26 protein-coding genes are annotated in these 24,095 nt (G+C 68.7%); 18 read left to right on the top strand and 8 right to left on the bottom strand.

The genetic code is table 11. The features are described from left to right. Positions 1–145 precede the first annotated feature (145 nt). Positions 146–1,222 (top strand): PepSY-associated TM helix domain-containing protein, encoded by a 1,077-nt coding sequence (locus MT490_RS19175; protein WP_297391250.1) that lies wholly within the window; start codon positions 146–148, stop codon positions 1,220–1,222. 172 nt (positions 1,223–1,394) lie between these two features. Here the strand turns inward: MT490_RS19175 and MT490_RS19170 are convergent, their stop codons facing one another. Continuing rightward, entirely contained in the window at positions 1,395–2,585 is a 1,191-nt protein-coding gene (locus tag MT490_RS19170; protein ID WP_297391248.1) for a DUF418 domain-containing protein, read from the bottom strand. A gap of 200 nt (positions 2,586–2,785) precedes the next feature. Here MT490_RS19170 and MT490_RS19165 point away from each other — a divergent pair, with 200 nt between their 5' ends. The 4 genes from MT490_RS19165 to MT490_RS19150 all read left to right on the top strand — a co-directional run bounded on the left by MT490_RS19165 (position 2,786) and on the right by MT490_RS19150 (position 6,873). Then, complete coding sequence (locus tag MT490_RS19165; RefSeq protein ID WP_297391246.1) at positions 2,786–4,453, top strand: diguanylate cyclase; 1,668 nt, start codon at positions 2,786–2,788, stop codon at positions 4,451–4,453. Between the two features lie 53 nt (positions 4,454–4,506). Continuing rightward, a complete protein-coding gene (locus MT490_RS19160) occupies positions 4,507–4,713 on the top strand; it encodes a hypothetical protein (protein WP_297391244.1) in 207 nt (68 codons plus the stop codon). A gap of 31 nt (positions 4,714–4,744) precedes the next feature. Then, positions 4,745–6,424, top strand: coding sequence for an AMP-binding protein (locus MT490_RS19155; protein WP_297391241.1), 1,680 nt, complete (start codon positions 4,745–4,747; stop codon positions 6,422–6,424). 74 nt (positions 6,425–6,498) lie between these two features. Continuing rightward, positions 6,499–6,873: a cupredoxin domain-containing protein gene (locus MT490_RS19150; protein ID WP_297391239.1), complete on the top strand. Its 375-nt coding sequence runs from the start codon at positions 6,499–6,501 to the stop codon at positions 6,871–6,873. A 120-nt stretch (positions 6,874–6,993) separates the two neighbouring features. Here MT490_RS19150 and MT490_RS19145 read toward each other — a convergent pair whose 3' ends face one another. Continuing rightward, positions 6,994–8,376, bottom strand: a complete 1,383-nt coding sequence (locus tag MT490_RS19145) for an NAD-dependent succinate-semialdehyde dehydrogenase (protein WP_297391237.1) — start codon at positions 8,374–8,376, stop codon at positions 6,994–6,996. A gap of 218 nt (positions 8,377–8,594) precedes the next feature. On the opposite strand from MT490_RS19145, the gene MT490_RS19140 reads away from it, so the two are divergent. The 8 genes from MT490_RS19140 to MT490_RS19105 all read left to right on the top strand — a co-directional run bounded on the left by MT490_RS19140 (position 8,595) and on the right by MT490_RS19105 (position 14,520). Continuing rightward, positions 8,595–8,840, top strand: coding sequence for an exodeoxyribonuclease VII small subunit (locus tag MT490_RS19140; RefSeq protein ID WP_297391235.1), 246 nt, complete (start codon positions 8,595–8,597; stop codon positions 8,838–8,840). A gap of 13 nt (positions 8,841–8,853) precedes the next feature. Next, positions 8,854–9,753: a polyprenyl synthetase family protein gene (locus MT490_RS19135; protein WP_297391234.1), complete on the top strand. Its 900-nt coding sequence runs from the start codon at positions 8,854–8,856 to the stop codon at positions 9,751–9,753. Between the two features lie 315 nt (positions 9,754–10,068). Then, a complete protein-coding gene (gene coaD / locus MT490_RS19130) occupies positions 10,069–10,572 on the top strand; it encodes a pantetheine-phosphate adenylyltransferase (RefSeq protein ID WP_297391232.1) in 504 nt (167 codons plus the stop codon). Between the two features lie 71 nt (positions 10,573–10,643). Beyond that, on the top strand, positions 10,644–11,339 hold the full coding sequence (locus MT490_RS19125; RefSeq protein ID WP_297391230.1) for a peptidylprolyl isomerase: 696 nt from the start codon (positions 10,644–10,646) through the stop codon (positions 11,337–11,339). Further along, entirely contained in the window at positions 11,340–12,365 is a 1,026-nt protein-coding gene (gene queA / locus MT490_RS19120; RefSeq protein ID WP_297391228.1) for a tRNA preQ1(34) S-adenosylmethionine ribosyltransferase-isomerase QueA, read from the top strand. A gap of 10 nt (positions 12,366–12,375) precedes the next feature. Beyond that, positions 12,376–12,888: an EF-hand domain-containing protein gene (locus MT490_RS19115; protein WP_363321768.1), complete on the top strand. Its 513-nt coding sequence runs from the start codon at positions 12,376–12,378 to the stop codon at positions 12,886–12,888. 50 nt (positions 12,889–12,938) lie between these two features. After that, on the top strand, positions 12,939–13,853 hold the full coding sequence (locus MT490_RS19110; protein ID WP_297391226.1) for a cation diffusion facilitator family transporter: 915 nt from the start codon (positions 12,939–12,941) through the stop codon (positions 13,851–13,853). Next, positions 13,846–14,520 carry an HAD-IA family hydrolase gene (locus MT490_RS19105; RefSeq protein WP_297391224.1) on the top strand — a complete coding sequence of 225 codons (675 nt, stop codon included), beginning with the start codon at positions 13,846–13,848 and terminating at the stop codon, positions 14,518–14,520. Before MT490_RS19110 ends, MT490_RS19105 begins: the two co-directional genes overlap by 8 nt. A gap of 173 nt (positions 14,521–14,693) precedes the next feature. On the opposite strand, the gene MT490_RS19100 is transcribed toward MT490_RS19105, so the two are convergent. Continuing rightward, entirely contained in the window at positions 14,694–15,101 is a 408-nt protein-coding gene (locus MT490_RS19100) for a cupin domain-containing protein (protein ID WP_297391222.1), read from the bottom strand. Positions 15,102–15,281: 180 nt separating this feature from the next. Here MT490_RS19100 and tgt point away from each other — a divergent pair, with 180 nt between their 5' ends. The 3 genes from tgt to MT490_RS19085 all read left to right on the top strand — a co-directional run bounded on the left by tgt (position 15,282) and on the right by MT490_RS19085 (position 17,960). Continuing rightward, positions 15,282–16,415, top strand: a complete 1,134-nt coding sequence (gene tgt / locus MT490_RS19095; RefSeq protein ID WP_297391220.1) for a tRNA guanosine(34) transglycosylase Tgt — start codon at positions 15,282–15,284, stop codon at positions 16,413–16,415. Between the two features lie 150 nt (positions 16,416–16,565). After that, on the top strand, positions 16,566–17,495 hold the full coding sequence (locus tag MT490_RS19090) for a cell wall hydrolase (RefSeq protein ID WP_297391218.1): 930 nt from the start codon (positions 16,566–16,568) through the stop codon (positions 17,493–17,495). A gap of 168 nt (positions 17,496–17,663) precedes the next feature. Continuing rightward, the gene (locus MT490_RS19085; protein WP_297391215.1) at positions 17,664–17,960 is read left to right on the top strand and encodes a hypothetical protein; all 297 of its coding nucleotides are present in this window, start codon (positions 17,664–17,666) and stop codon (positions 17,958–17,960) included. Between the two features lie 6 nt (positions 17,961–17,966). Here the strand turns inward: MT490_RS19085 and MT490_RS19080 are convergent, their stop codons facing one another. Beyond that, positions 17,967–18,551 carry a helix-turn-helix domain-containing protein gene (locus MT490_RS19080; RefSeq protein WP_297391213.1) on the bottom strand — a complete coding sequence of 195 codons (585 nt, stop codon included), beginning with the start codon at positions 18,549–18,551 and terminating at the stop codon, positions 17,967–17,969. A gap of 487 nt (positions 18,552–19,038) precedes the next feature. On the opposite strand from MT490_RS19080, the gene MT490_RS19075 reads away from it, so the two are divergent. Then, positions 19,039–20,463, top strand: a complete 1,425-nt coding sequence (locus MT490_RS19075) for a dipeptidase (protein WP_297391211.1) — start codon at positions 19,039–19,041, stop codon at positions 20,461–20,463. A 242-nt stretch (positions 20,464–20,705) separates the two neighbouring features. Beyond that, positions 20,706–21,368, top strand: coding sequence for a ligase-associated DNA damage response endonuclease PdeM (gene pdeM, locus MT490_RS19070; RefSeq protein WP_297391209.1), 663 nt, complete (start codon positions 20,706–20,708; stop codon positions 21,366–21,368). Between the two features lie 9 nt (positions 21,369–21,377). Here the strand turns inward: pdeM and MT490_RS19065 are convergent, their stop codons facing one another. From MT490_RS19065 to fdxA, 4 genes are all read right to left on the bottom strand, one after another. After that, positions 21,378–22,064, bottom strand: a complete 687-nt coding sequence (locus tag MT490_RS19065) for a head GIN domain-containing protein (RefSeq protein WP_297391207.1) — start codon at positions 22,062–22,064, stop codon at positions 21,378–21,380. A 38-nt stretch (positions 22,065–22,102) separates the two neighbouring features. Beyond that, positions 22,103–22,822 (bottom strand): head GIN domain-containing protein, encoded by a 720-nt coding sequence (locus MT490_RS19060; protein ID WP_297391205.1) that lies wholly within the window; start codon positions 22,820–22,822, stop codon positions 22,103–22,105. Between the two features lie 111 nt (positions 22,823–22,933). Further along, the gene (locus MT490_RS19055) at positions 22,934–23,467 is read right to left on the bottom strand and encodes a CarD family transcriptional regulator (protein ID WP_297391203.1); all 534 of its coding nucleotides are present in this window, start codon (positions 23,465–23,467) and stop codon (positions 22,934–22,936) included. Between the two features lie 252 nt (positions 23,468–23,719). Continuing rightward, positions 23,720–24,058, bottom strand: a complete 339-nt coding sequence (fdxA, locus tag MT490_RS19050; RefSeq protein WP_297391201.1) for a ferredoxin FdxA — start codon at positions 24,056–24,058, stop codon at positions 23,720–23,722. Positions 24,059–24,095: the final 37 nt, after the last annotated feature.

Here is a 24,095-nt window from a genome sequence, read left to right as displayed (position 1 = left end):
GCTTACCTCCCCCTCCGACGCCTTCGGCGCCACAGTGTTGGGTCGCCCGTGCCCCCGGCACGGGCTTGGATTGCCGGGGGCAATCCAACCCAACACTCCCTGGCGGGGGAGGATTTGAATGTCGATCCGACCTAGGCCCTAGCGCATGAAGCTGCTCGACCTCCTCCATCGCTGGACGGGCGGACTGGTCGGGCTTTTGCTCGCGCTGATGGGCCTGTCGGGCGCGATCCTCGTGCATCGCGACGCCTGGGTGATGCTCCCGCATGCCGGCGACGCGCAGGTCCAGTCGACCGAAGCGATCGCCGCGGCCGCCGAACGGCTGATGGCGGACCCCTCGCACCCGCAGAGCCTCACCTTCGCCAGCGCCAATTTCGGGCTCGACCGGCTGACGACGGCGAAGGGCGGCGGCGCCTATGCCGATCAGGCCGGCAACGTCCTGCTGCGCTGGGACAGCCAGTGGGAACGCCCCGAGCTCTGGCTGTTCGACTTCCACCACCATCTCTTCGCCGGCGATACCGGCGAGACGATCATCGGCGTGGCCGCACTGATCGGGCTGTTCTTCGCGATCTCGGGCGTCATCCTCTGGTGGCGCACCCGGAAGACCTTCGCCTTCCGGCTGTGGCCGGCGCGGATGTCGCGGCCCGCGATCGTCCGGCAGCACCGCGACCTCGGCGTGGTCGTCGCCCCACTGCTCGCTTTGTCGCTGCTCACCGGCGCGATGCTCGTCTTCCGGCCGCTCACTGCGATCGTGTTCGGCCCCTCGGCGCCCGCGATCATCGACCAGGCGATGAAGCCGCCCCCGCCGCGCGTCGTCGCACTCGCCGACCGGCTCGACTGGCGCGGGATGATCGTCGCCGCGCGCGCCCTCTATCCCGATGCCGAGATCCGCAGCCTGTCGCTCCCTCGCGGCAAGACCGGGACGATCACCCTCAGGATGCGCAAGCCCGGCGAGTGGCTGCCCAACGGCCGGACCACGCTCTGGTTCGCGGCGGACAGCGGCGCGCTGATCGCGCATCGCGACGATTCGCAGCTGCCGGGCGTCGTGAAGGCGTACAACACGCTCTATCCGCTCCACGCGGCCAAGGTCGGCGGGCTCGCCTATCGGCTGGTGATGACGCTGTCGGGCCTCGCCTTGGCGATGCTCGGCACCCTCACCGTCTGGACCTTCTGGTTCCGCCGCCCCCGCCCACGGCACAAGCAGGCGACGACGGTGGGTCGATAGGGCGGCAAGCACGCCCCTCCCTGCAAGGGAGGGGTTGGGGGTGGGTGCGCGCGTCTGCGCGCCTAAAAAGACTCATTGCCGGCGGGAAGAAGTGCCGGACGAGGCATCGAGCCTCGCCCGGCACTACCCACCCCTTTATCCCCTCCCTTGCAGGGAGGGGAAAACTGATTGCCTACCCGCCAGCCCTCCCCCGGAACGGAATGTCGCGCCGCCAGTACGTAAGCGCGCGCCACACCCATTCGACCGGCCCGTAGCGGAAGTGCCGCAGCCACCAATGCGCGAGCGCCAGTTGCGCCACGATCGCGCCGAGCCCGACGAGCAGCCGGGTGCGCTGGTCCCAATCGTCGTGCAGGCCGAGCCCGAAGCCGTAGAAGACCGGCACGAACACCAGCGACTGAAGGATGTAGAGCGTCAGCGTCGTCCGCCCGACCCCGGCGAGCGGGCGGAGCAGCGCGCGCGCCGGGCTCTGGACCAAGGCGAGCAGCACCAGCGCCCAGAAGGCGGTCCCCGCCAGCTCGAACCAGCTGCCGAGCAGCGTGCCGAACAGCCGGTTGGCGGCCTCGCCATGGTTCTGCGCGACGAAGGCCGTGGCGAGGTCGTCGCGGAAGAAATAGAGCGAAAGCACCGCCGCCGCCGCGATCGGCAGGGCGATCCAGCGCGCCAGCGCATAGTCGCCCAGCCGTGCGAAGAAGCCGATCCGGCCGAGCACCATCCCCACCAGGTACAGGCCCAATATCTGGGTGAGCCGCCCCGATTCGATCATGAACCACCATTTGGGGAGCTGCCCGGTCCACAGATTGGCGCGGAGATATTCGGTGAAGCCGCCCGACAGATAGGTCGCCATCGCCGGGTCCGAATAATGGTTCGGCGGCTGGTTGGCCCAGCCGGCCCCCGCGATCGCCGCGGCGAGCTGGATCAGCAGCAGCGGGCTGAGGAAGCAGAAAACCGCCACGCCGACGAGCACGCGGTTGCTCCGCACGCGATGCGCGATCAGCAGCAGGAACCCCACCGCCGCGAGCAACTGGATGATGTCGCCGCGATAGACCATCGCGTGGAGGAAGCCGATCGCGAACAACACCGTCAGCCGCCACGCGAAGCGCGCGGTGAAGTCCACCCCGCGCCGCGCCGCGCGGTCCATCAGGATGAAGAAGCTGAAGCCGAAGCAGAGCGCGAGCAGCGAGAAGCTCTTGCCCATGAACAGCAGATAGACCGTGTCGGCGATCAGGCCCGGCCGCGGATCGGCCCAGTAGAGCTCGTAGCTCTCGATCATGTGCACCAGGAACAGCGCCATCAGCGCGAACCCCCGCACGATGTCGACCGCCTCGAGCCGCGTGTCGTTGGTGGCCGCTCTTGCCGCCGTCATGTCGTGCATCCGCTTCTCCCTTTCAGGCCACGCTAGCGGGCGGCGCGGCGAAATCAACGCGGTAGGGAACGAGGACGTTCAACTCTCTTCCTCGCTCTCCCACAGGGAGAGGAAATCAGGATGCAATGCCGCTAAGATCCCCCGATCTTTACCGGTTGTTCGTCATGCTGCCGTAGCTATCGGCCATGGTCGGGGGTCTCATGAGGATGTTGCTCGCGCTCGTCGCGGGCATGACGCTGCTCGGCGGCGTCCCGGCCGAGGCGCAGACCGGCGTCGCGGGCAAGCCGCTCCGGGTCTGCGTCCTGCGCGATTCCGGCGGCGTGGACCCCGCCGCGCTGATCCGGCATCCCGAGCGCTTCGACTGCACCACTGCCCAGCACCGGCTCGGCCCGGGCGACTATTGGGCGATCTCCGAGGACATCGGCCTTCCCTCGCGCGCGGAGGCGCCGCTCAACATGCGCGTGGCGAGCCTGTGGCAGGAAGGGCTCACGCTCCACGTCCTGTACGCCGACGGCAGCATCGCCACCCAGGCCACCGACGCCCGCGGCGTAACCCCGCTGATCCAGCTCGGCGCGATCGTCGAGCAGCCTTTGCCGCGCAGCCCGGCGAACGTCGTCCGGCTGCTGTGGCACGTCGAGGGCTCGGCCAACATGCGCGGCATCCTCCTCGGCGCGCGCCTGTCCACCGCGCCCCAGAGCGTGCAGGCCAACCTGGCAATGGCGGCGCTCTATGCGGGCTTCGCCGGGCTCTGCATCGCGCTGATCATCTACAATCTCGCGCTCTGGGGGGCGCTGCGCCACCGCTTCCAGCTCCATTACTGCCTGATGGTGGCGCTGCTGCTGGCCTATGCCTTCTCCTCCTCGGGCGCGCTCGCCTGGGCCTGGCCCGAGATCGCCAACAATTTCCGGCTGCGGGTCAACTATCTGCTGCTCGGCGCGACCGGCGCCGCGGCCCTGGTCTTCGCGCGCAGCTTCTTCGAGGAGCGCGTGTTCGCCGGCTGGCTCGGGCGCTATTCGACGGTGGTTGCCAGCCTGATGCTCGGCATCGGGCTGCTCTTCTTCCTCACCGCACCCTTCGGGGTCCACCTCGCCGACGCGGCCGTCACCTGCTCGTTCGTCGGCCTCGCCACCGTGGTCGCGCCCACCCTGTGGCGGGCATGGCGCCTCCGGAGCAACTATCTCTGGCTCTTCGCCTTCGGCTGGGGGGCGCCGATCCTCACCGCGGTGGCGCGCACCCTGGTCAACCTGCACCTGCTCCCCTGGAGCTTCTGGATCGACAATTCCACGATCCTCGCGATGATGGTCGAGGCGATCACCTCGGCGCTCGCGGTCGCCTATCGCATCAAGCTGCTGCGCGCCGAGCGCGACGAGGCGATCGAGCGCGAGGTGATGACGCGCCGCCTCGCCGATACCGACCCGCTCACCGGGCTGCTCAACCGCCGCGCCTTCCTCCACCAGGCGATCGGCCGCGAGGGCGAGCAGTTGCTGCTGATCATCGATCTCGATCACTTCAAGCGCGTCAACGACACCTTGGGCCATGACGGCGGCGACGAGGTGCTCCGCGTGTTCGCCCGGATGCTGCGCACCTCGGTGCCGCAGGGCACGCTGGTCGCGCGGATCGGCGGCGAGGAATTCGCCATCCTCACCCCCACCGAGAAGCCCGTCGAGCCCGAGGCCGTACTCGACCGGCTCCGCCAGATGCGGATGCCGTTCGACATCAAGGTTACCGCCAGCATCGGCACGTGCCGCGGCACGCTCGCCAGCGAAGTCGACTGGAAGGCGCTCTACCGGATCGCCGACGCGGCGCTGTTCGACGCCAAGTCCGCCGGGCGCGACCGCGTCCGCCACGCGATGCGCGAAGCCGCCTGATTCGCTTGCCGCCCGCCCGGCCGGGATTTATGGTCAACGGCGGAGGGAATGGCATGGGTAAGCGTAGCCGAACGATCCTGCTGGCCGGCGCGGCGGCGCTGGGCCTGCTTGCCTTGGCCTCGCCCGAACACCGCGCCGACATCCGCATCCTCACCCACCGTCCCGGCGACCTCGCACCGCAACAGGCGCAGGCGGTGATCGACCTCGGCCTCGCCTCGATCTCGGTCCTCGTCACCTGGAGCAAGAGGCTCGGCTATTGACCGTGGGCGAGGCTTGCTTACACCAATGTCAATGAGTGATCCCGAACACATCTGGCGTACCGCGTTCCGACACCCCGGCAAGTGGGACGATATCTTCCCGCCCGTATCCATGATCGAGCTGTTCGAAGCGAGCGCGGCCGAGCATCCGCAGGCGCCCCTGCTCGATTTCATGGGCCGCAAATACAGCTATGCCGAGACGCTCGACGGCGCGCGGCGCGTCGCCTGCGGGCTGAAGGCGCTCGGCTATGGCCGCGGCGACCGGATCGGGCTCTTCCTGCCCAACGTGCCCCATTATGTCGCGGCCTATTACGGCATCCTCATGCTCGGCGCGACCGTGGTCAATTTCTCGCCGCTCTATTCGGTCGAGGAATTGTCGGCGCAGGTCGCGGATTCGGGCACGAAACTGCTCTTCACCATCTCGGCCTCGGCGCTGCTGCCCACCGCGCTCAAGGTGCTCGAGGCGAGCGCGCTCGAGCGGCTGGTGGTCGGCTCGATCGCGGGCGCGCTGCCCCCGGCCAAGTCGCTCTTCTATCGCTGGTTCCGCGGCAAGGAAGTGACGCCGCGGCCGCACGATCCGCGCATCCTCGCCTTCTCGCAGCTGATCGCCAACCGGGGCGGCTGCGAGCGGGTCGACCTCGATCCCGAGAGCGACGTCGCGCTGATCCAATATACCGGCGGCACCACCGGCACGCCGAAGGGCGCGGTGCTCACCCACCAGAATCTCTCGGCCAATGCCCGCCAGGTGGCGCGGCTCGATCCCGAGATGGGCAAGCGCCAGGATACGATCCTCGGCGTGCTCCCCTTCTTCCACGTCTTCGCCAATACCTGCGTGCTCAACCGCACCGTGCTCACCGGCGGCGAGATCGTGATGCTGCCGCGCTTCAACGCCAAGCAGGCGCTCGCCGAGCTCCGCCGCACCCGTCCGCGCTCGCTGCCCGGCGTGCCGACCATGTACCAGGCGCTGCTCGACGCGCCTGGGATGAAGCCCGACGATTTCAGCTCGCTCAAATTCTGCATCTCGGGCGGCGCGCCGCTGCCGGCCCAGCTCAAGGAGGAGTGGGAGCGCGTCACCGGCGCCCGCGTGATCGAGGGCTATGGCCTGTCCGAAAGCTCGGGCGTCGTCTCGACCAATCCCTATGAAGGGCTCAACAAGCCCGGCACGATCGGCCAGCCGCTCGCCGGCACGCGCGTCCGCCTGGTCGACAAGGAGGATCCCACGCGCCCGCCGCCCCCGGGCGAGCCCGGCGAGATCGTCGTCTCGGGCCCGCAGATCATGAAGGGCTATTGGAACCGCCCCGATGCCGACGCCCAGGTCTTCGTGGACGGGCACTGGCTGCGCACCGGCGACGTCGGCACGATCGACGAGGACGGCTATATCCGCATCGTCGACCGGCTGAAGGACATGATCGCGGTGGGCGGCTTCAAGGTCTTCCCGAGCCAGATCGAGGCGGTGCTCTATCGCCACCCGGCAGTGAAGGAGGCGCTCGTGCTCGGGCTCCCCGACGCCTATCATGGCGAGCTCCCCCACGCTTATGTCGTGCTCGACGAGGAAGCGGACGAAGTCTCGGGGCCCGAGCTCTGCCTCTGGCTCAACGGCCAGCTCGGCAAGCACGAGCGCGTCTCGGAAGTCGTGATCCGCGAGAGCCTGCCCAAGACGATGATCGGCAAATTGAGCCGCAAGGACCTGTTGGCCGAAGTCACTGCCCCCTAGATCCTCCCCGGAACGGGGAGGATAGTTGCGGCCTCCTCCTCGCAAGCCTAGGCTGGCGGCCCCAGGAGGTCGCCATGCCGCTTCCCCATCTCGCCGCCCCGATACTCGCCTTGCTCGTCACCGCCGCCGCGCCCGCCGAGCAGCGCATCGAGGTCGCGCTTTCGAACTTCCGCTTCACCCCCGCGACGATCCAGCTCGTCCACGGCCAGCCCTATGTCCTGCATCTGTCGAGCCGCGGCGGCCACAGCTTCGCGGCCAGGGCCTTCTTCGCCGCCGCGACGATGCCCGCGGCGGAGCGCGCGCGGCTGAAGGGCGGCAAGATCGAGCTCGCGGGCGGCGAGAGCGCCGACATCCGCTTCGTCGCGCCCGCCCCCGGCACCTATCCGATCAAATGCACCCATTTCCTGCACGCCGGCTTCGGCATGACGGGCAAGTTCGTGGTGCGGTGATGCCAGCAAAGCCCCTCCCCTTCAGGGGAGGGGTTGGGGTGGGGCCTGTCCGCGGGGCGAGCGGTCTCGGTGAGACTTCCCCCACCCCCAGCCCCTCCCCTGAAGGGGAGGGGCTATGAGCTAATCCCCCGCCTGCACGTCCTTCCCGTACATCACCGCCTTCAGGTTCATGAACTCGTGCATCCCCCAGGGGCCGAGCTCGCGCCCATGCCCGGACAGCTTCACGCCCCCGAACGGCGCCGCCGGCGTCGAGGCGAGCAGGGAATTGACCGCGGTCATCCCCGACTGGACGTCGCGCGCGAAGCGCTCGATCTCGGCCTCGTCCTGCGTCCACACCGCCGAGCCGAGCCCGTAGGGCACGTCGTTCGCCAGCGCGATCGCCTCGTCGATGTCCCGCGCCTTGTAGACCGCCGCCACCGGCCCGAAGATCTCCTCCTTGGCGACAGGGCTCTCCGGATCGAGATCGACCAGCACGCCGGGGGTCATCCAGGCGCCCTCGCGGTCGATCTTCTCGGCGCCGAGCAGCAGGGTCGCCCCCGCCGCCGTGGCGCGCGCGACCTGGTCGAGCACCGTATCGCGCTGCTGCACGCTCGAAAGCGGCCCCATCACCGTCTCCGCATCCATCGGGTCGCCGATCTTCACCGCCTTCATGCCGGCCGAGAACTTCTCGAGGAACGCGTCGTACACCTCCGCATGGACGATCATCCTCTTGGCGCAGATGCAGCTCTGCCCGGCATTCTGCACCCGCGCGGTGACCGCCGTCTTCGCCGCCGCGTCGAGATCGGCCGAGGGCATCACGATCAGCGGGTCCGAGCCGCCGAGCTCGAGCACCACCTTCTTGAGCGCCTTGCCCGCCGCCTGCGCGACATGCGCACCCGCGCCTTCGCTGCCGGTCAGCGTCACCGCCACCACGCGCGGATCGGCGATGATGCCCGAGACCTTGTCGGACTTGATCGCGAGGTTCTGGAACAGCCCGTCGGGCGCCCCCGCCGCGCTCGCCAATTGCTGCATCAGCGCGCCGCAGCCCTGCACGCTCGACGCGTGCTTCAGCAGCGCGACATTGCCCGCCATGATCGTCGGCGCGAGGAAGCGCACCACCTGCCAATAGGGGAAGTTCCACGGCATCACCGCGAGCACCGGCCCCATCGGCAGCCAGCGCGCCACCGCGCGGCCGCCGGGCGTCGTCACTTCGGTCGGCTTCAGATAGGCCGGGCCATGCTCGGCATAGTGCCGGAAGCCCGAGATGCACTTCTCCACCTCCGCGATCCCGGCGGTGATCGTCTTGCCCATCTCGCGCACCGCCATCTCGGCGAGGTGCTGCTTGTTCGTCTCCCATTGGTCGGCGATTCGCCCGAGCAGGGCGGTGCGCTGCTCGAGCGGCGCATTGCGCCACGCCCGGAAGCAGGTCTGCGCGCGGGTGAGCGCCAGCTCGATTCCGTCCGCATCGAGCTCCTCGAAGCTCTCGCCGGCCTCGCCGGTCGCTGGATTGATGCTCGTGAACATGCGCGCCTGTCCTTTCCTGTTCCCCTCCCTGCAAGGGAGGGGTTAGGGGTGGGTGGCGCCGGGCGGGGCTCGATGCCCCGACCGGCGCGTTCGAGGAGAACGTAGGAAGGGCTCGCTACGCTCGCCACCCACCCCCTGCCCCTCCCTTGCAGGGAGGGGAGTAAAGGGAGGGGAGTAGGTTGTTGCAATCCCCGCCCGCCCTGCCGCATAGCGGGCGCATGGCAGACGAACCGCAAATCTCGGAGCTCTCGTTCGAGGCGGCCCTCAGGGAACTCGAGCGGATCGTCACCCGGCTCGAGAGCGGCGACGCCCAGCTCCAGGAGGCGATCGACCTGTACGAGCGCGGCGACCAGCTCCGCCGCCAATGCGCCGCGCGGCTCGACGCGGCGCAGGCGCGGATCGAGGCGATCCGCACCGACGCGCAGGGCCGCCCCACCGGCACCACGCCCTTCGCCGCCGGCTGACCGGGTGGCGAGCGTGGCCGATGCGTCCCTCGCGCTCCAGTCGGCGCTCCGGCAGGTTTCCACCGAGATCGATCGCCAGTTCGACTTGCTGCTCGCGATCCCCGACGATCCGCGCGAGGGGCTCTATCGCGCGATGCGCCATGCCGCGATCGGCGGCGGCAAGCGGCTCCGACCCTTGCTCGTCTTCGGCACCGCGCGGCTCTTCGGGGTCGACCGCCACGCCGTCGCGCGGGTCGCGACCGCGCTCGAATCGATCCATGTCTATTCGCTGATCCATGACGACCTGCCGGCGATGGACGATGACGACATGCGCCGCGGCAAGCCCACGGTGCACAAGGCGTTCGACGAGGCGACCGCGATCCTGGCGGGCGATTGCCTCCACGCGCTCGCTTTCGAGATCCTCGCCGCCGAGGCCACGCATCCCGACCCGTTCGTGCGCATCGAACTGGTCGGCGCGCTCGCCCACGCCTCGGGCCCGGCGGGCATGGCGGGCGGCCAGATGATGGACCTCAAGGCCGAGAAAGCGAGCTTCGACCTGTCCACCGTCACCCGGCTCCAGGCGATGAAGACCGGCGCGCTGATCTCCTGCGCGGTCGAGAGCGGCGCGATCCTCGGCCGCGTGCCGCCCGAGGGTCGCACCGGGCTGCGCGGCTATGCCCGCGACATCGGCCTCGCCTTCCAGATCGCCGACGACATTCTGGATGCCGAGGGCGACGAGACGCTCGCCGGAAAGCGGCTGCGCAAGGACGAGGCGCGCGGCAAGGAGACCTTCCTCACCCTGCTCGGCCTGGACCGCGCCCGCGAACAGGCCCGCTTGCTCGTCGACCAGGCGATCGCCCATCTCAAGCCCTATGGCATGGAGGCCGATCTGCTCCGCGATATCGCCCGCTACACGCTCGAGAGGGACCGATGAGGATTTTTACAAGGCGCGAAGAAGCAAGGGTGGTTCGCGCAGAGGCGCAGAGGACGCAGAGAACTGGACGCGCGTAGCGCATTCACCCCTTGGGGCGGTGGTTGAGGGCTGCTGGCGAAGCCGCGCGAGACACCTCTGCGTCCTCCGCGCCTCTGCGCGCAAAACTTCTTCGTGCCTTCGTGCCTTTGTGTGAAAGACCCTCTTCCCACTCCATCGCAGCAACGCACCCTCACCCCTTCGACATATCCCATGGATTGTGCTGAGAAGGCACGTGATGGCCCCGCTTCACGGGGGTGATGTTCAGGACTGAAACGCATGATCCGCACCGGCGTCTATCCCGGCACCTTCGATCCGATCACCCGCGGCCATATGGACATCATTCGCCGCGGCGCCAAGCTGGTCGACCGGCTGGTGATCGGGGTGACCACCAATCCCTCCAAGTCGCCGATGTTCTCGGTCGACGAGCGGATGGAGATGGTGAAGCGCGAGACCGCGGGGATCGAAGGCGAGATCCATGTCGTCAGCTTCGATTCGCTGCTGATGGACTTCGCCGAGCGCGAAGGCGCGAGCATGATCGTCCGCGGCCTGCGCGCGGTCGCCGACTTCGAGTATGAATATCAGATGGCGGGCATGAACCAGCAATTGAACGACCGCATCGAGACGGTCTTCCTGATGGCCGACGTATCGCTCCAGCCGATCGCGTCGCGCCTGGTCAAGGAGATCGCGCTCTATGGCGGCGCGATCCGCAAGTTCGTCAGCCCCGCGGTCGAGGCCGACGTCGCCCGCCGGGTGAGCGAGCTCGGCCGCAAGGGCAGCTGAGTCGCGGCCTTTCCGCCGCCACAGAGTTGCTCTAGACCCTCTGCCGACAAGAATTCCGAGTGGGGAAGTTGATGCGTTTCGTTGCCGTCCTGGCCGCTGGTGCCGCCCTGTTGCTTGCCCTGCCCGCCGCCGCCCAGAAGGGGCCCGCCGCCAAGCCCGAAGTCGAGACGCTGAAGGGCGTCGGCGTGGACATCAATCGCGGCGTGACCGGCGCGCTGCCCGCCGATCCCGAGAATACCTGGGTCCTCGATCTCTCCAGCGGCGGCCGTGTCGCGATCCGGCTGCGCCCCGACGTCGCGCCCAAGATGGTCGCGCAGGTCAAGACGCTCACCCGCCGCAAATTCTATGACGGCATCGTCTTCCACCGCGTGATCGACGGCCCCGAGAACATGGCGCAGGGTGGCGACCCGACCGGCACCGGCACCGGCGAGTCCGACCTTCCCGACGTGCCCGCCGAGTTCAACAACCTGCCGCACGTCCGCGGTGCCGTCTCCGCCGCGCGCACCCAGGATCCGAACAGCGCCAACAGCCAGTTCTTCATCATGTTCGGCCCGCGCCTCGGCTTCGACCAGAACTACACCGTGTTCGGCCGCGTGGTCGAAGGCATGCAATGGGTCGACAAGATCGAGCGCGGCGAGCCGCCCGCCAACCCCACGCGGATCGTCCACGCCTATATCGCCGCGGACAATCCGCCGCCCTATCAGGCCGCCCCGGTCGCCGCGCCGGCACTGCCGGAGGGCGAGACCAAGGTCACGCTGCCCCAATAAGTGAACGTCGACCTTTTCGATTTCGAGCTCCCGCCCGAGCGGATCGCGCTCCGCCCGGCGGCGCCGCGCGATACCGCGCGATTGCTCGTGCTCGACGGCGCGGAGACGCGTGACGCGAGCGTAGCCGACCTGCCGCAGTTCCTGCGCCCGGGCGACCTGCTCGTGTTCAACGACACCCGCGTCATCCCCGCCCAGCTCGAGGGGCTGCGGGGAGAGGCGCGCATCGGCGCGACGCTCCACAAGCGCGAGGGGCCGCGCCGCTGGCGCGCCTTCATCCGCAACGCAAAGCGGCTGCGCGAGGGCGACAGCGTCGATTTCGGCCAGGGCGTGACCGCGCGCGCCTCGGACCGCGCCGAGGACGGCAGCTTCGCGCTCGATTTCGCCGGCGACGAGCCGGTGGAATTGCTCCTCGAACGCTGCGGCCGGATGCCGCTGCCGCCCTATATCGCCTCGAAGCGCCCCACCGACGCGCGCGACGCCCAGGATTACCAGACGATGTTCGCGAGCGAGCCGGGCGCCGTGGCCGCCCCTACCGCCGCGCTTCATTTCACGCCCGGGCTGCTCGCCGCGCTGGACGCCGCCGGCATCGGCCATGCCACGCTGACGCTCCATGTCGGCGCGGGGACCTTCCTGCCGGTCAAGGCCGAGGACACGGCCGAGCACCGGATGCACGCCGAATGGGGCCGGATCGACCAGCCCACCGCCGACCGGCTCAACGCGGTCCGCGCCGCGGGCGGGCGCGTGATCGCGGTCGGCACCACCAGCCTGCGCCTGATCGAGAGCGCGGCCGACGCGGACGGCACCATCCGTCCTTTCGAAGGCGACACCGCGATCTTCATCACTCCCGGCTATCGCTTCAAGGGCGTCGACGGGCTGGTCACCAATTTCCATCTGCCGCGCTCGACCCTGTTCATGCTGGTCTCGGCATTGATGGGGCTGGAGCGGATGCAGGCGGCCTATGCCCATGCCATTGCCACGAACTACCGTTTCTATAGCTATGGCGACGCCAGCCTGTTGCTGCCGTGACGAAAGGACGATGATGCGCCTGTTCCCGCTGCTGCTCGCCGCATGCGTCGCCGGCCCCGCATTCGCCCAGCAGGTCCAAGTCGCGCCGGTGTTCCCCGGCCCGCAGCAGCCCGCCGCGACGGTGATGGTCGAGCCGGTGGGGATGATGATCGCCGCGTTCGACCGCGACGGCGACGCCAGGGTCAGCCGCGCCGAGTTCGAGGCGGGGCTGCGGCAGAGCTTCGACAGCATCGACACGCGCAAGACCGGCGCGCTCGGCTATATCGCCTTTTCCGACTGGTCCGAACGCTGGCTCGGCGACCGCAACACGCTGCCCAGCCCCTTCGAGACCGATCGCGACGGCGACAACCGCATCACCTGGGACGAGCTCGACGCGCGTTTCGCCCTGCTCTTCGCGCGATTCGATGCCGACAAGGACGGCACGATCACGCGCAAGGAGCTGCTGACGCTGCGCCCGCAGATGTTCGACCGCGACCGGCGCGGACGGCCCATGGAGGCCGCCCCCAAGCCCCGTCGCAATTGAGGTCCGGGGCCCCTAGCATCTCATGCGCATGCGCGGCTAAACCGCATCAAATGGCGGGACATCACGACCACGACCACCATTCGCATGGCCCGGCCGATTTCGGCCGCGCCTTCGCCATCGGCACGATCCTCAACCTCGGCTTCGTCCTGGTCGAGGGGACTGCGGGGTTCCTGACGGATTCGGTCGCCCTGCTCGCCGATGCCGGGCACAATCTCTCCGACGTGCTCGGGCTGCTCGTCGCCTGGGGCGGTGCCGAGCTCGCCAAGCGCCCAGTGTCGAAGCGCTTCACCTACGGCCTTCGCGGCAGCTCGATCCTCGCCGCGCTCACCAATTCGGTGCTGCTCCTCGTCGCGGTCGGCGCGATCGGCTGGGAGGCGATCCAGCGCTTCGCCGATCCGCCCGCGATCCATGGCGGCACGGTGATGATCGTCGCGGCGGCCGGCATCGTCGTGAACCTCTCGACCGCCCTGCTGTTCGCGCGCGGGCGCAAGGGCGACATCAACATCCGCGGCGCCTATCTCCACATGGCGGCCGACGCCGCGGTCTCCGCGGGCGTGGTGATCGGCGGCGGGCTGATCCTGCTGACCGGCGCGGGATGGATCGATCCGGCGATCAGCCTGGCCATCGTCGTGGTGATCCTGTGGAGCGCCTGGGGGCTGGCGCGCGAATCGCTCACCATGGTGCTCCAGGCGGTGCCCGAGGGGATCGATGCCGATGCGGTCGAGCGGGCGCTCGCCGAGCTGCCCGGCGTGGCGCGCGTCCACGATCTCCACATCTGGCCGATGAGCACCACCGAGGCCGCGCTCACCGCGCATCTCGTCATGCCCGGCGGCCATCCCGGCGATGCGTTCCTGATGGACCTGCAGCATCGTTTGGCGCACGATTTCCGCATCGATCACACCACGGTCCAGATCGAGCTGGGCGAAGGAGCCGAGTGCCGGATGCACGGACGCGCACATGGCTGACGCTTTGCCCGCGGGGCGCGAGGGCGGCGTGCCGATCCGGCTGGTGATCTTCGATTTCGACGGCACGCTGTCGGACAGCGGCGACTGGTTCCTGTCGGTGGTCGACGAGCTCGCCCGGAAATTCCGCTTCCGCACGGTCCAGCCCGACGAAGTCGAGATGCTGCGCCACCGCAGCTCGCGCGAAGTGATCAACTTCCTTGGCATCTCGCGCTGGAAGATGCCGCTGATCGCACGCCACCTGCGCAAGCTGGTCGGTCGCAACGCGCACCAGATCGAGCTCTTCCCCGGCACCCCCGATCTGCTCGAGCGGCTGGCGGACACCGGCGTGAAGATCGCGCTGGTGACCTCGAACTCCGAAGCCAATGCGCGCAAGATCCTGGGCGAGCAGCACGCCGCGCGGATCGATTTCTACGCCTGCGGATCGTCGCTGTTCGGCAAGGCGCCCAAGTTCCGCCGCGTCCTCAAGAAGATGGGGATCGCCGCCACCGCGGCGCTGGCGATCGGCGACGAGACGCGCGACATCGACGCCGCCCGCGAGGTGGGCATGCGCGCCGGCGCGGTGCTGTGGGGCTATGCCAGCGAGGCGGTGCTCACCGCGCACGCGCCCGACACCCTGTTCCGCGAACCGCAGGACATACTCGATTATGTCGCGGCGCATCGGGGGTAACGTTAGCCCCTCCTAAGCCAATAACCTGGCCCCTCCTTCGTCATCCCCGCGAAAGCGGGGACCCATCTCCGACTCCATCCACGAACGCACCGGCGCAATTTGCTGCTCGCTTGGGAGATGGATCCCCGCTTTCGCGGGGATGACGATAATAGTCGTGGTGTCACAGCCGCGCCTCAATCGAGATGCACCGCAAGCCACACGGTCGGGCGATCCCTCGCGGTCCAGGTCACCCAATGCTTCTGCCCCCGCGCGATCCAGACATGGTCGCCCGCGCGCAGCTCGACTTCGCGTGAATCCTCGATCCTGAGCCCCGCCGCGCCTTCGAGGAGCAGCACCCATTCGTCCTGCGCCTGCACCATCGGTTCGTCCGCGGGCGTCGCCTGCCCGCGCGACACGATCCGCTCGATGCGGATGCCGGGACGCGCGAGCAGTTCGGTGAAGGCCTCGGCGCGCTTCGCCGCGGGCAATCCGGCGAGCAGGTTCGCGACCTTCACCTTGAAGCGCGACTTGGGCTTCGCCTTTGCTTCTGGCTTCGGCCGCGCCGCCGTCTCGCGCAGCTTGTCGGTCGTCTTGTCGGGCATGATCGCTCCTCAAAATCCTCCCCCGCCAGGGGGAGGTGGCGCCGAAGGCGACGGAGGGGGAGGACAGCGACTCACTATCGATGTGCTTCCGCCCCCTCCGACGCGCTGCGCGCGCCACCTCCCCCTGGCGGGGGAGGATTTTGTTGCCTATTCGCCTTCGACCAGCAAAGGGCAACGTCCATGCCCCGTTTCCAGTTCACCATCCACGCCACCGACGGCAAGGCGCGGCTCGGCACGATCGCGATGCAGCGCGGCGAGATCCGCACGCCTGCCTTCATGCCGGTCGGCACCGCCGCCACCGTAAAGGCGGTCAAGCCGCAGGACGTGCGCGCATCGGGCGCCGACATCCTGCTCGGCAACACCTATCACCTGATGCTCCGCCCCAGCGCCGAGCGCGTCGCGCGGCTGGGCGGGCTGCACAAATTCATGGGCTGGGACCGGCCGATCCTCACCGATTCGGGCGGCTACCAGGTGATGAGCCTGTCCGAATTGACCAAGCGCAGCGAGGAAGGCATCGTCTTCAAGTCGCATCTCGACGGCTCGCGCCATATGCTCAGCCCCGAGCGCTCGATGGAGATCCAGCGGCTGCTGGGCTCGAACATCGTCATGGCGTTCGACGAGCTCGTCCCCACCACTTCGACCCGCGAGGTCCAGGCCGCGGCGATGGAGCGCTCGATGCGCTGGGCGAAGCGCAGCCGCGACGGCTTCGATGCCGGCGGCGCGCATGCCGAGGGCAATGCGATCTTCGGCATCCAGCAGGGCGCGCTCGACGAGGGGCTGCGCAAGGCATCGGCCGACGCGCTCAAGCATATCGGCTTCCATGGCTATGCAATCGGCGGCCTCGCGGTCGGCGAGGGGCAGGAGGCGATGTTCGGGGTGCTCGATTACGCCCCGGGCCAACTCGACGCCGCCAAGCCGCGCTACCTGATGGGGGTGGGCAAACCCGACGACGTGGTCGGCGCGGTCGAGCGCGGGATCGACATGTTCGATTGCGTTCTCCCCACCCGCTCGGGCCGCACCGGCCAGGCCTTCACCCGCGCCGGGCCGATCAACATCCGCAACGCGAAGTTCGCCGAGGACCAGGGCCCGCTCGACCCGAGCTGCGCCTGCCCGACCTGCGCGGGCTGGAGCCGCGCCTATGTCCACCATCTCGTCCGCGCGGGCGAGATCCTGGGCGCGATGCTGATGACCGAGCATAATCTCTGGTTCTACCAGCAATTGATGGCCGACCTCCGCGCGGCGATCGACGAAGGCCGCCTGACGAGCTTCGCCAACGCCTTCCGCGCCGCCTATCGCGGCGAGCCCCTAACTTAACCATCTTGTGTTCCGCCCCGGGACGGCAGGGAATCCGGGGGGGCGGCGTTTACGATTAGCCGATATAGGGAGCGCCTTCCGAGCCCCTGGGGCTCGCATGGGGCAGGCGATTTGTTCTGGCGGCGGTTCACTCGAGTGCAGGCGCGCGGGATGGCGGCGGCGGCGATCGTCTCGCTGATCGGCGCCGGATTCTCGGCCCAGGCCTTCGGACCGGAAGCGGCGACGCCCGCCGCCAAGGCCACCGCCACGGGATATGAGGCCGACGACCATTTCCCCGGCGCGGCCTATTACACCGCGGTCTCCGACGAGGCCGCCGCGGCACACGGCACCACCGGCACGACCGCGCTGCCCGACCTGCCCGTGCCCGAAAATGCGGTGATCGATTCGTCGATCCAGCCCGCCGCACCCTTCCGCGTCGCCGGGAGCGCCGTGGATCACGCCCGCGCGCTCCAGTGCCTGACCACCGCGATCTATTACGAAGCGGCGAGCGAGCCCGGCGACGGCCAGCGCGCGGTCGCGCAGGTGGTGCTCAACCGCGTGCGCCACCCCGCTTTCCCCGCCACCGTCTGCGGCGTGGTCTTCCAGGGCTCGGAAAAGCGCGGCTGCCAGTTCAGCTTCGCCTGCGACGGCGCGATGGCGCGGATCCCGTCGCGCAGCGCCTGGGAGCGCGCCGCGCGCGTCGCCGAGGCGGCGCTGGCCGGCAGCGTGTTCGCGCCGGTCGGCATGGCTACGCATTACCACACCTATGCCGTCACGCCTTCGTGGAACCGCGGCCTCGTGATGACCGGCGTCTACGGCGCGCATTTCTTCCACCGCTGGAAGGGCTGGTGGGGCATGGCGGCCGCCTTCCGCCAGGTCTATCAGGGCGGCGAGCCGCTCCCCGCGCCGCATGCCGCCGTCGCGACCACGGTCGCCGCGACGGTGTCCCCGCCGGCGCCCGTGCCGCAACCCGTAGCCGCTGCCGCGCCCGCCACGGCGATCCAGCCCGCTTATGCCGAGAGCGGCACGCCCACCGCGGCCTGGTCCGACGATTCGCAGATACTCGACAAGTGGAAGGACAGCGGAAAGCCGCTGCGCTGAGATCGCTCGCCATTTGAGGGACTGGGCGGGTCGACATTTTGGCCATGGAGCGCCCCTCCCTTGCAGGGAGGGGAAATGAGGTGCCAATACGCCTCGCTGTCCCGGATTGAGGCGCCTCCCGCGCCAAACCCGATTGCGCGCGTCCCGGAACGGCTCTTAGTTGGACGCATGAGCACCGTCCGCCCCGAGGACCTCGGCGAGATCGTCGAAACGCTGATCGAGGCGCAGGCGCTGCTCGCCTCGTCGATCTATGTCGACCTCGTCAATCTCGGCCTGCTCGACGCGGACGCGGCGGCACGGCGCCTCCACGCGCTCGGCGACATCGCCGCCAGCCCGCTCCATCGCCATCCGCAGGTCGCGACCGCCCTGGGCGACCGCATCCGCGACTATGCCGCAGGCTTCGACCGCGCGCATCGCGGCGGCCATCCGGTCCAATTGCGCCTCGTCAACGGCGGGAAGGCCTGATCCGCGTCAGGCGCGGTGGCGGCTCGCCTCGGCGCCGGCATCCTCGCCGCCCTTCGTCCGGCTCCGGCACAGTTCGGGCTTGAGCGCCCAGCCCTGGCCGCGGATCGACTGGATATAGTCGCGGCCGCCGCTGGCGAGCTTGAGCTTCTGGCGCAGATTGGAGACGAACACGTCGATCGTGCCGATCGTCGCCTGCTCGATCCCCGCATAGAGCGCCCGGTGGATATGCCCGCGCGAGACCGGCTGCGGCATCGCCTGCCACAGCAGGTCGAGCACATGCTTCTCCGACTCGGTCAGCCCGACCTGGCGGCGCCCGACGCGATACTGATTGTCCTCCTCGCGATAGACGAGCGAGTTGAGATAGTCGTTTCGCGCGTCGCGCGGCTTCGCGCCCTGCTCGAGCGCGGAGAGGACGAGGCCGACCAGCTCCTCGCGGTGCGAATCGAGCACGGCCTGGAGCGCGGGTCCCGTTTCCGCCCCGGGCACCTCCTGCGCCAGTTCGGACGCGCGCCGGACGAGATCGAGGGCATCATCCACCGAGCGCCGGCTTTCGAGCAGGCGCGTCTCGGCGTCGCGCAGGAGCTTGGTCACGGATTCATTCTCGATGGGCACGGATACGCAATCCCGAGTTAGGCTGTTTTCCACGACTCAACCGAGACAGCGTGCGTCCGAAGCGGGGCCTGCACCATTGGGGCCAACCCTGATGCAACTTGATTCAGGATGCATGCTGGTGACGCAAAGATAAATTCACTATTCCGTGTTTAAGTCGCGCGATCACGTTCGAACATCATCGAACGTTACGCAAGCGTATAAATAATTAACAAACTGCATTAGTTATAATTAATTCTTTAATAACTATAGCATGCAGCACCTCTCATTTGTCGTTGCTTTGAAACAGCAATATCCCGTCAGCCAGGCGCACAAGCAGCCGCAGGCAATAGGGAATAGGCGCGGCTCCTATCGGCGTCCGTCGCCACGGAAACCGCGATTTCGCCCGGCCGACGCACCGATGCGGTCGGTACCAATCCCGAGGCCGCCCCGCCTTGCCCCGCCGCTTGTCGAGGCGTAGCGCTCGGCCATGACCGACTCCGCCGCCGCGCTCGCTTATGTCGAGACCCATCTCGACCAGAGCCTAGACCGCCTGTTCGCGCTGATGCGCGTGCCCTCGATCTCGACCGATCCGGCCTATGCCGCCGAGTGCCGGGCCGCCGCGCAGCAGCTCGCCGACGAACTCGCCGCGCTCGGCTTCGACGCGCGCGTCGCGCCGACGCTCGGCCACCCGATGGTCGTCGCGCACCATGACGGCCCAGAGGACGAAGACGCGCCGCACGTGCTGTTCTACGGCCATTACGACGTCCAGCCGGTCGATCCGCTCGAACTCTGGAAGCGCGACCCGTTCGATCCCGTGCTCGAGACGCGCGCCGACGGCACCAAGGCGATCGTCGGCCGCGGCGCATCGGACGACAAGGGCCAGCTGCGCACCTTCATCGAGGCCTGCCGCGCCTGGAAGGAGACCGCCGGCAAGCTGCCCGTCCGCGTCACCATATTGTTCGAGGGCGAGGAGGAATCGGGATCCGAGAGCCTCGAGCCGTTCCTCCACGCCAATGCCGAGGAGCTCAAGGCGGACTTCGCGCTGATCTGCGACACGTCGATGTGGGACACCGCGACGCCGGGGCTCACCATCGGGCTGCGCGGCATGGCAGGCGGGCAGGTCACCGTGCGCGGCCCCGCGCGCGACTTGCATTCGGGCCTCTATGGCGGTCCCGCGCGCAATCCGATCCAGGTGCTCGCGAACATCCTCGCCGACCTCAAGGACGCCGACGGCCGCGTCACGCTTGCCGGCTTCTACGACGGCGTGCGCCCGATCAGCCCGGACGTCCGCGAGAGCTGGGACGCGCTCGGCTTCGACGCCGAGGCGTTCCTGAGCGATGTCGGCCTCAGCCTCCCCGCGGGCGAGAAGAGCGTCGGCGTGCTCGAGCAGAGCTGGGCGCGCCCGACCGCCGAGATCAACGGCATCTGGGGCGGCTATATCGGCGAAGGTTTCAAGACCGTCATCCCGGCCGAGGCCCATGCCAAGGTGAGCTTCCGCCTGGTCGGCGAGCAGGATCCTGACCAAATCTGGTCGGCGTTCGAGGAGCATGTCCGCACCCGCCTGCCCGGGGATTGCTCGGCCGAATTCAACGTGCGCGGCGGATCGCGCGCGATCAGCCTGTCGAGCGACAGCCCGCCGCTCGCCGCCACCCGCGCCGCGCTCGACGCCGAATGGGGCAAGTCCGCGCTCCTCGCCAGCGGCGGCTCGATCCCCGTGGTCAATTCGATCCGATCGATCCTGGGCATGGACAGCGTGATGGTCGGCTTCGCGCTCAACGACGACAACATCCACTCGCCCAACGAGAAATACGACCTCAACAGCTTCCACAAGGGCATCCGCTCCTGGGTGCGCATCCTCGACCGGCTGGGCGCGATGGCACTCGCCGACGCGCCGGAGGCTGCGACGGCCTGAGGGGACAAACTCCAGTCGCGCGGAGGCCATTCAATCCTCCCCCGCCAGGGGGAGGTGGCATGCGAAGCATGACGGAGGGGGCGGAATCACTGCGCTCGGTTGGAGAGGTCATCGCTACCTCCCCCTCCGACGCCTTCGGCGCCACCTCCCCCTGGCGGGGGAGGATTTTGAGTGTCGATCCAACTCCGCCGGGGTGACAGTTCAGGTTGACAGCGCCGCCCCACCGGCGGGATAGGCGGAACATGGTTCCCCTTTCGTTCGGCGGTCACGCGTTCCAGGCGCTCGTCGAAGGCGCGCTCTACTGGCCCGCCCGGTCGGCGCTGCTCGTCGCCGACCTGCACTTCGAGAAAGGCAGCTGGTTCGCCAGCAAGGGGCAGATGCTGCCGCCCTACGATTCGCTGGCGACGCTCGCCGCGCTCGCGGCCCTGGTCGACCGCACGAACGCGCGCGAACTCTGGTGCCTCGGCGACAGCTTCCACGATTCGGCCGGCTGCGAGCGCCTGCCCGACGACGCGCGCGCGCTGCTGACGGCGCTGACCGGCCGGGTCGATTGGCACTGGATCACCGGCAACCATGATTCGCTGCTGGTCGATCATTGCGGCGGGAGCATCGTCGAGGAGGCCGAGATCGACGGCCTGGTCCTGCGCCACGAGGCCGAGCCGGGCGATCCGCGACCCGAGCTCTCCGGGCATTTCCATCCCAAGCTCCGGATCAGCATGCGCGGGCGGCAAGTGTCGCGCCGCTGCTTCGTCGCCACGGCGCGCAAGCTGATCCTGCCCGCCTTCGGATCGCTCACCGGCGGGCTCGACGCGCACCATCCCGAGATCGTCCGCGCCGTCGGCCGCGGCGCGCAGGCTCTGGTGCCGCTCGACGACCGCCTGCTCCGCTTCCCGCTCGCGGCCTAGGTTGAGAACCTAACGCCGGATCGTCCCCGAGCAGGTCATCGGCCCGGGGCCGCGCAGCGTGCATTCGGGCTTGCCGGCGATGCTGATCCCGCCGCTGCCCAGGGCGGTCGCCTGCGCGGTGTAGCGGGCCTGGATGCGGATGTCGCCGCTGCTCTCGGAGGTCAGGTTCGCGTCGCCCGCGATCAGCGCGCCGGCATCGACCGATCCCGCGCCGTAGTTGCGTATCCTGGCGCGCGCCGCGGTGCCCGCGAGCGTGATCGCGCCGGTGCCGGTGAGGCTCACGACCAGGTCGTCGGCCTTGATGCCGCCCACGTCCAGGCTTCCCCCGCCGGTCAGCATGAGCTCGACCCTGCCGCTGCGCATCTCCGCCGCCCGCACCCGCGCGCCGCCGGTGAGTGCTACTCCGCGCAATGCGGGCACCGACACGCGCAGCTTCGGCAGCGTCGTCCCCTTGCGCCCCGCCCAGGCGAGCGGACCCGCGCTCACCACCAGAGTGTCGCCAGTGGTGCGCACGGTGACCTGATCGAGCGCCACGCGGTCGCCGGTCGCCACGGCCCGGGGCGGGCCGGTGACGACCTCGACTTCGAACGGCCCTTCGACGCGGAGCCGCTCGAAGCTGCCGACCATGAAGCCGCGCTCCTGCGCGGGCGCCGCGGCGGTTAGCAGCAGGAGCGGGGCGAGGAGCAGCGATCGCATCGCGCGACACTCGCCCGCCGCGCCCGCCCAGACAAGCCCTAGATGCAGCGCGCCTCGCCCGAGCCCACCGAGCTGACCGTGCATTTGGCGCCGCCGCCCAACTCGACGTCTCCCGATCCCACGATCGAGACCGAGGCCGGCCCCTTGACCGTCCCGCGGACATTGCCCGAGCCGGCGATCGACACGTCGGCGCTCGTCGCGGTCAGGCGTACCGCGTCGATATCGCCCGAGCCCGCGACCGAGGCGGAAAGCTTCGCGGCGTTGCCGGCGACGTTGAGGTCGCCCGAGCCGGCGATCGAGAGGTCGGCGGCATTGGCGCGCAGCTCGGCGATGTTGAGGTTGCCCGAACCGGCCACCGCGCCGGCGAAATCGCCCTCGGCGCGGTCGACGCCCAGGTCGCCCGAGCCGGAGACCGAGGCGGCGGTGAGCCTGGGCATCACGACATGGATGCGCGCGCCGTGATCGCTGTTGAACCAGCGGTCCTTCGAATCCTTGCGCCCGACGCGCAGCGCGCCGTCGACGACGCGGATGTCGAGCTGGTCGAGCACCTTGGAGTCGCCCTCGGCGGTCACCGAGAAGTTCTGGCCGGTCTTGACGTCGACATCGTCCGGGCCGCGGAGCTCGACGCCGGTGAAGCCGCTCGCCGCGAAGCTGCGCGTGGCGCCGGTCCCGCTGGCCTGCGCCGCCTGGCCCTGCTTCTCCCAGTTCGACTGGCACGCGGCCAGCGGCAACAATGCGACGATCAGCAACATACGCATTTCCTTCTCCCGAACTTGTGTGTTGCTTGCGCAATACACCATGTCCCGGCAAAGGAAAAGGGGCGGCCGTTGCCGGTCCGCCCCTTGCCGAAAGTCACCGATCTGAGCCCCTCAGGCCGGGACCTTGTCCTTGTTCCAGACCGCTGCGGCCTTGCGCAGGATCTCGAGGATCTTCTCGAGCGCGGTCGGCTCGTCGACCTCCTCCATCGCGGCGAGCTCACGCGCGAGGCGCGAGGCGGCGGCTTCGAAGATCTGGCGCTCCGAATAGCTCTGCTCGGGCTGGTCGTCGGCGCGGAACAGGTCGCGGACCACTTCGGCGATCGACACGAGGTCGCCCGAATTGATCTTCGCTTCATATTCCTGCGCGCGGCGCGACCACATGGTGCGCTTGACCTTGGGCTTGCCCTTGAGCGTCTCGAGCGCTTCCTTGAGCGTCTTGTCGCTCGACAGCTTGCGCATGCCGACGCTCTCGGCCTTGTTGGTGGGCACGCGCAGCGTCATCTTCTCTTTTTCGAAGCGCAGCACGTAGAGCTCGAGCTGCATTCCCGCAATTTCGGATTTCTGCAGCTCGATAACACGGCCCACGCCGTGCTTGGGGTAAACGACATAATCGCCGACATCGAAGGACAGCGCCTTGGCAGCCATGTGCTAGAGACCTTTCCGTGAATAACCGGTCCCGAACGATTGCGGCGTCGGCCCTGGCGCGCGCGGCGCCCGGCAGGCGGTTCGGGACAACAACGTATGCTTCTCCGGGCGGAAGGGCGATTCATCGCCCCCGTCGCGGTCTATTTAACACGCTTGCAACAAAATTACCAGCCGCACGTCATCGCTGCAGCGCATTTATGTGCACTGCGGCGAAGATTCTTGTGGGCAATGCGCGCCGCCGGCGCGCCGGGATCAGCTTCCCGTACCGGGAGCCGCCGAGAAATACTTCTCGAACTTGCCTTCCTCGCCCTTTAGCGCGTCGGCATCGGCGGGGACATCACCCTTCTGGGTGATGTTGGGCCACTCCTCCGAATAGGTCCGGTTGAGCTCGAGCCACTTTTCCAGCCCGTTCTCGGTGTCGGGCAGGATCGCCTCGGCCGGGCATTCGGGCTCGCAGACGCCGCAGTCGATGCATTCGCTGGGATTGATGACGAGCATGTTCTCGCCCTCGTAGAAGCAGTCGACCGGACACACCTCGACACAGTCCATGTACTTGCACCGGATGCAGGCGTCGGTGACGACATAGGTCATGGCAGGTCGGCTCCCCTGAGCGGCAAAGGTCTGGACT

It is taken from the genome of Sphingomonas sp. (assembly GCF_026460985.1).
Classification (GTDB): Bacteria; Pseudomonadota; Alphaproteobacteria; order Sphingomonadales; family Sphingomonadaceae; genus Sphingomonas.
The sequence above is the reverse complement of the archived record's forward strand: the minus strand, read 5'-3'. Positions and strand labels throughout refer to the sequence as shown.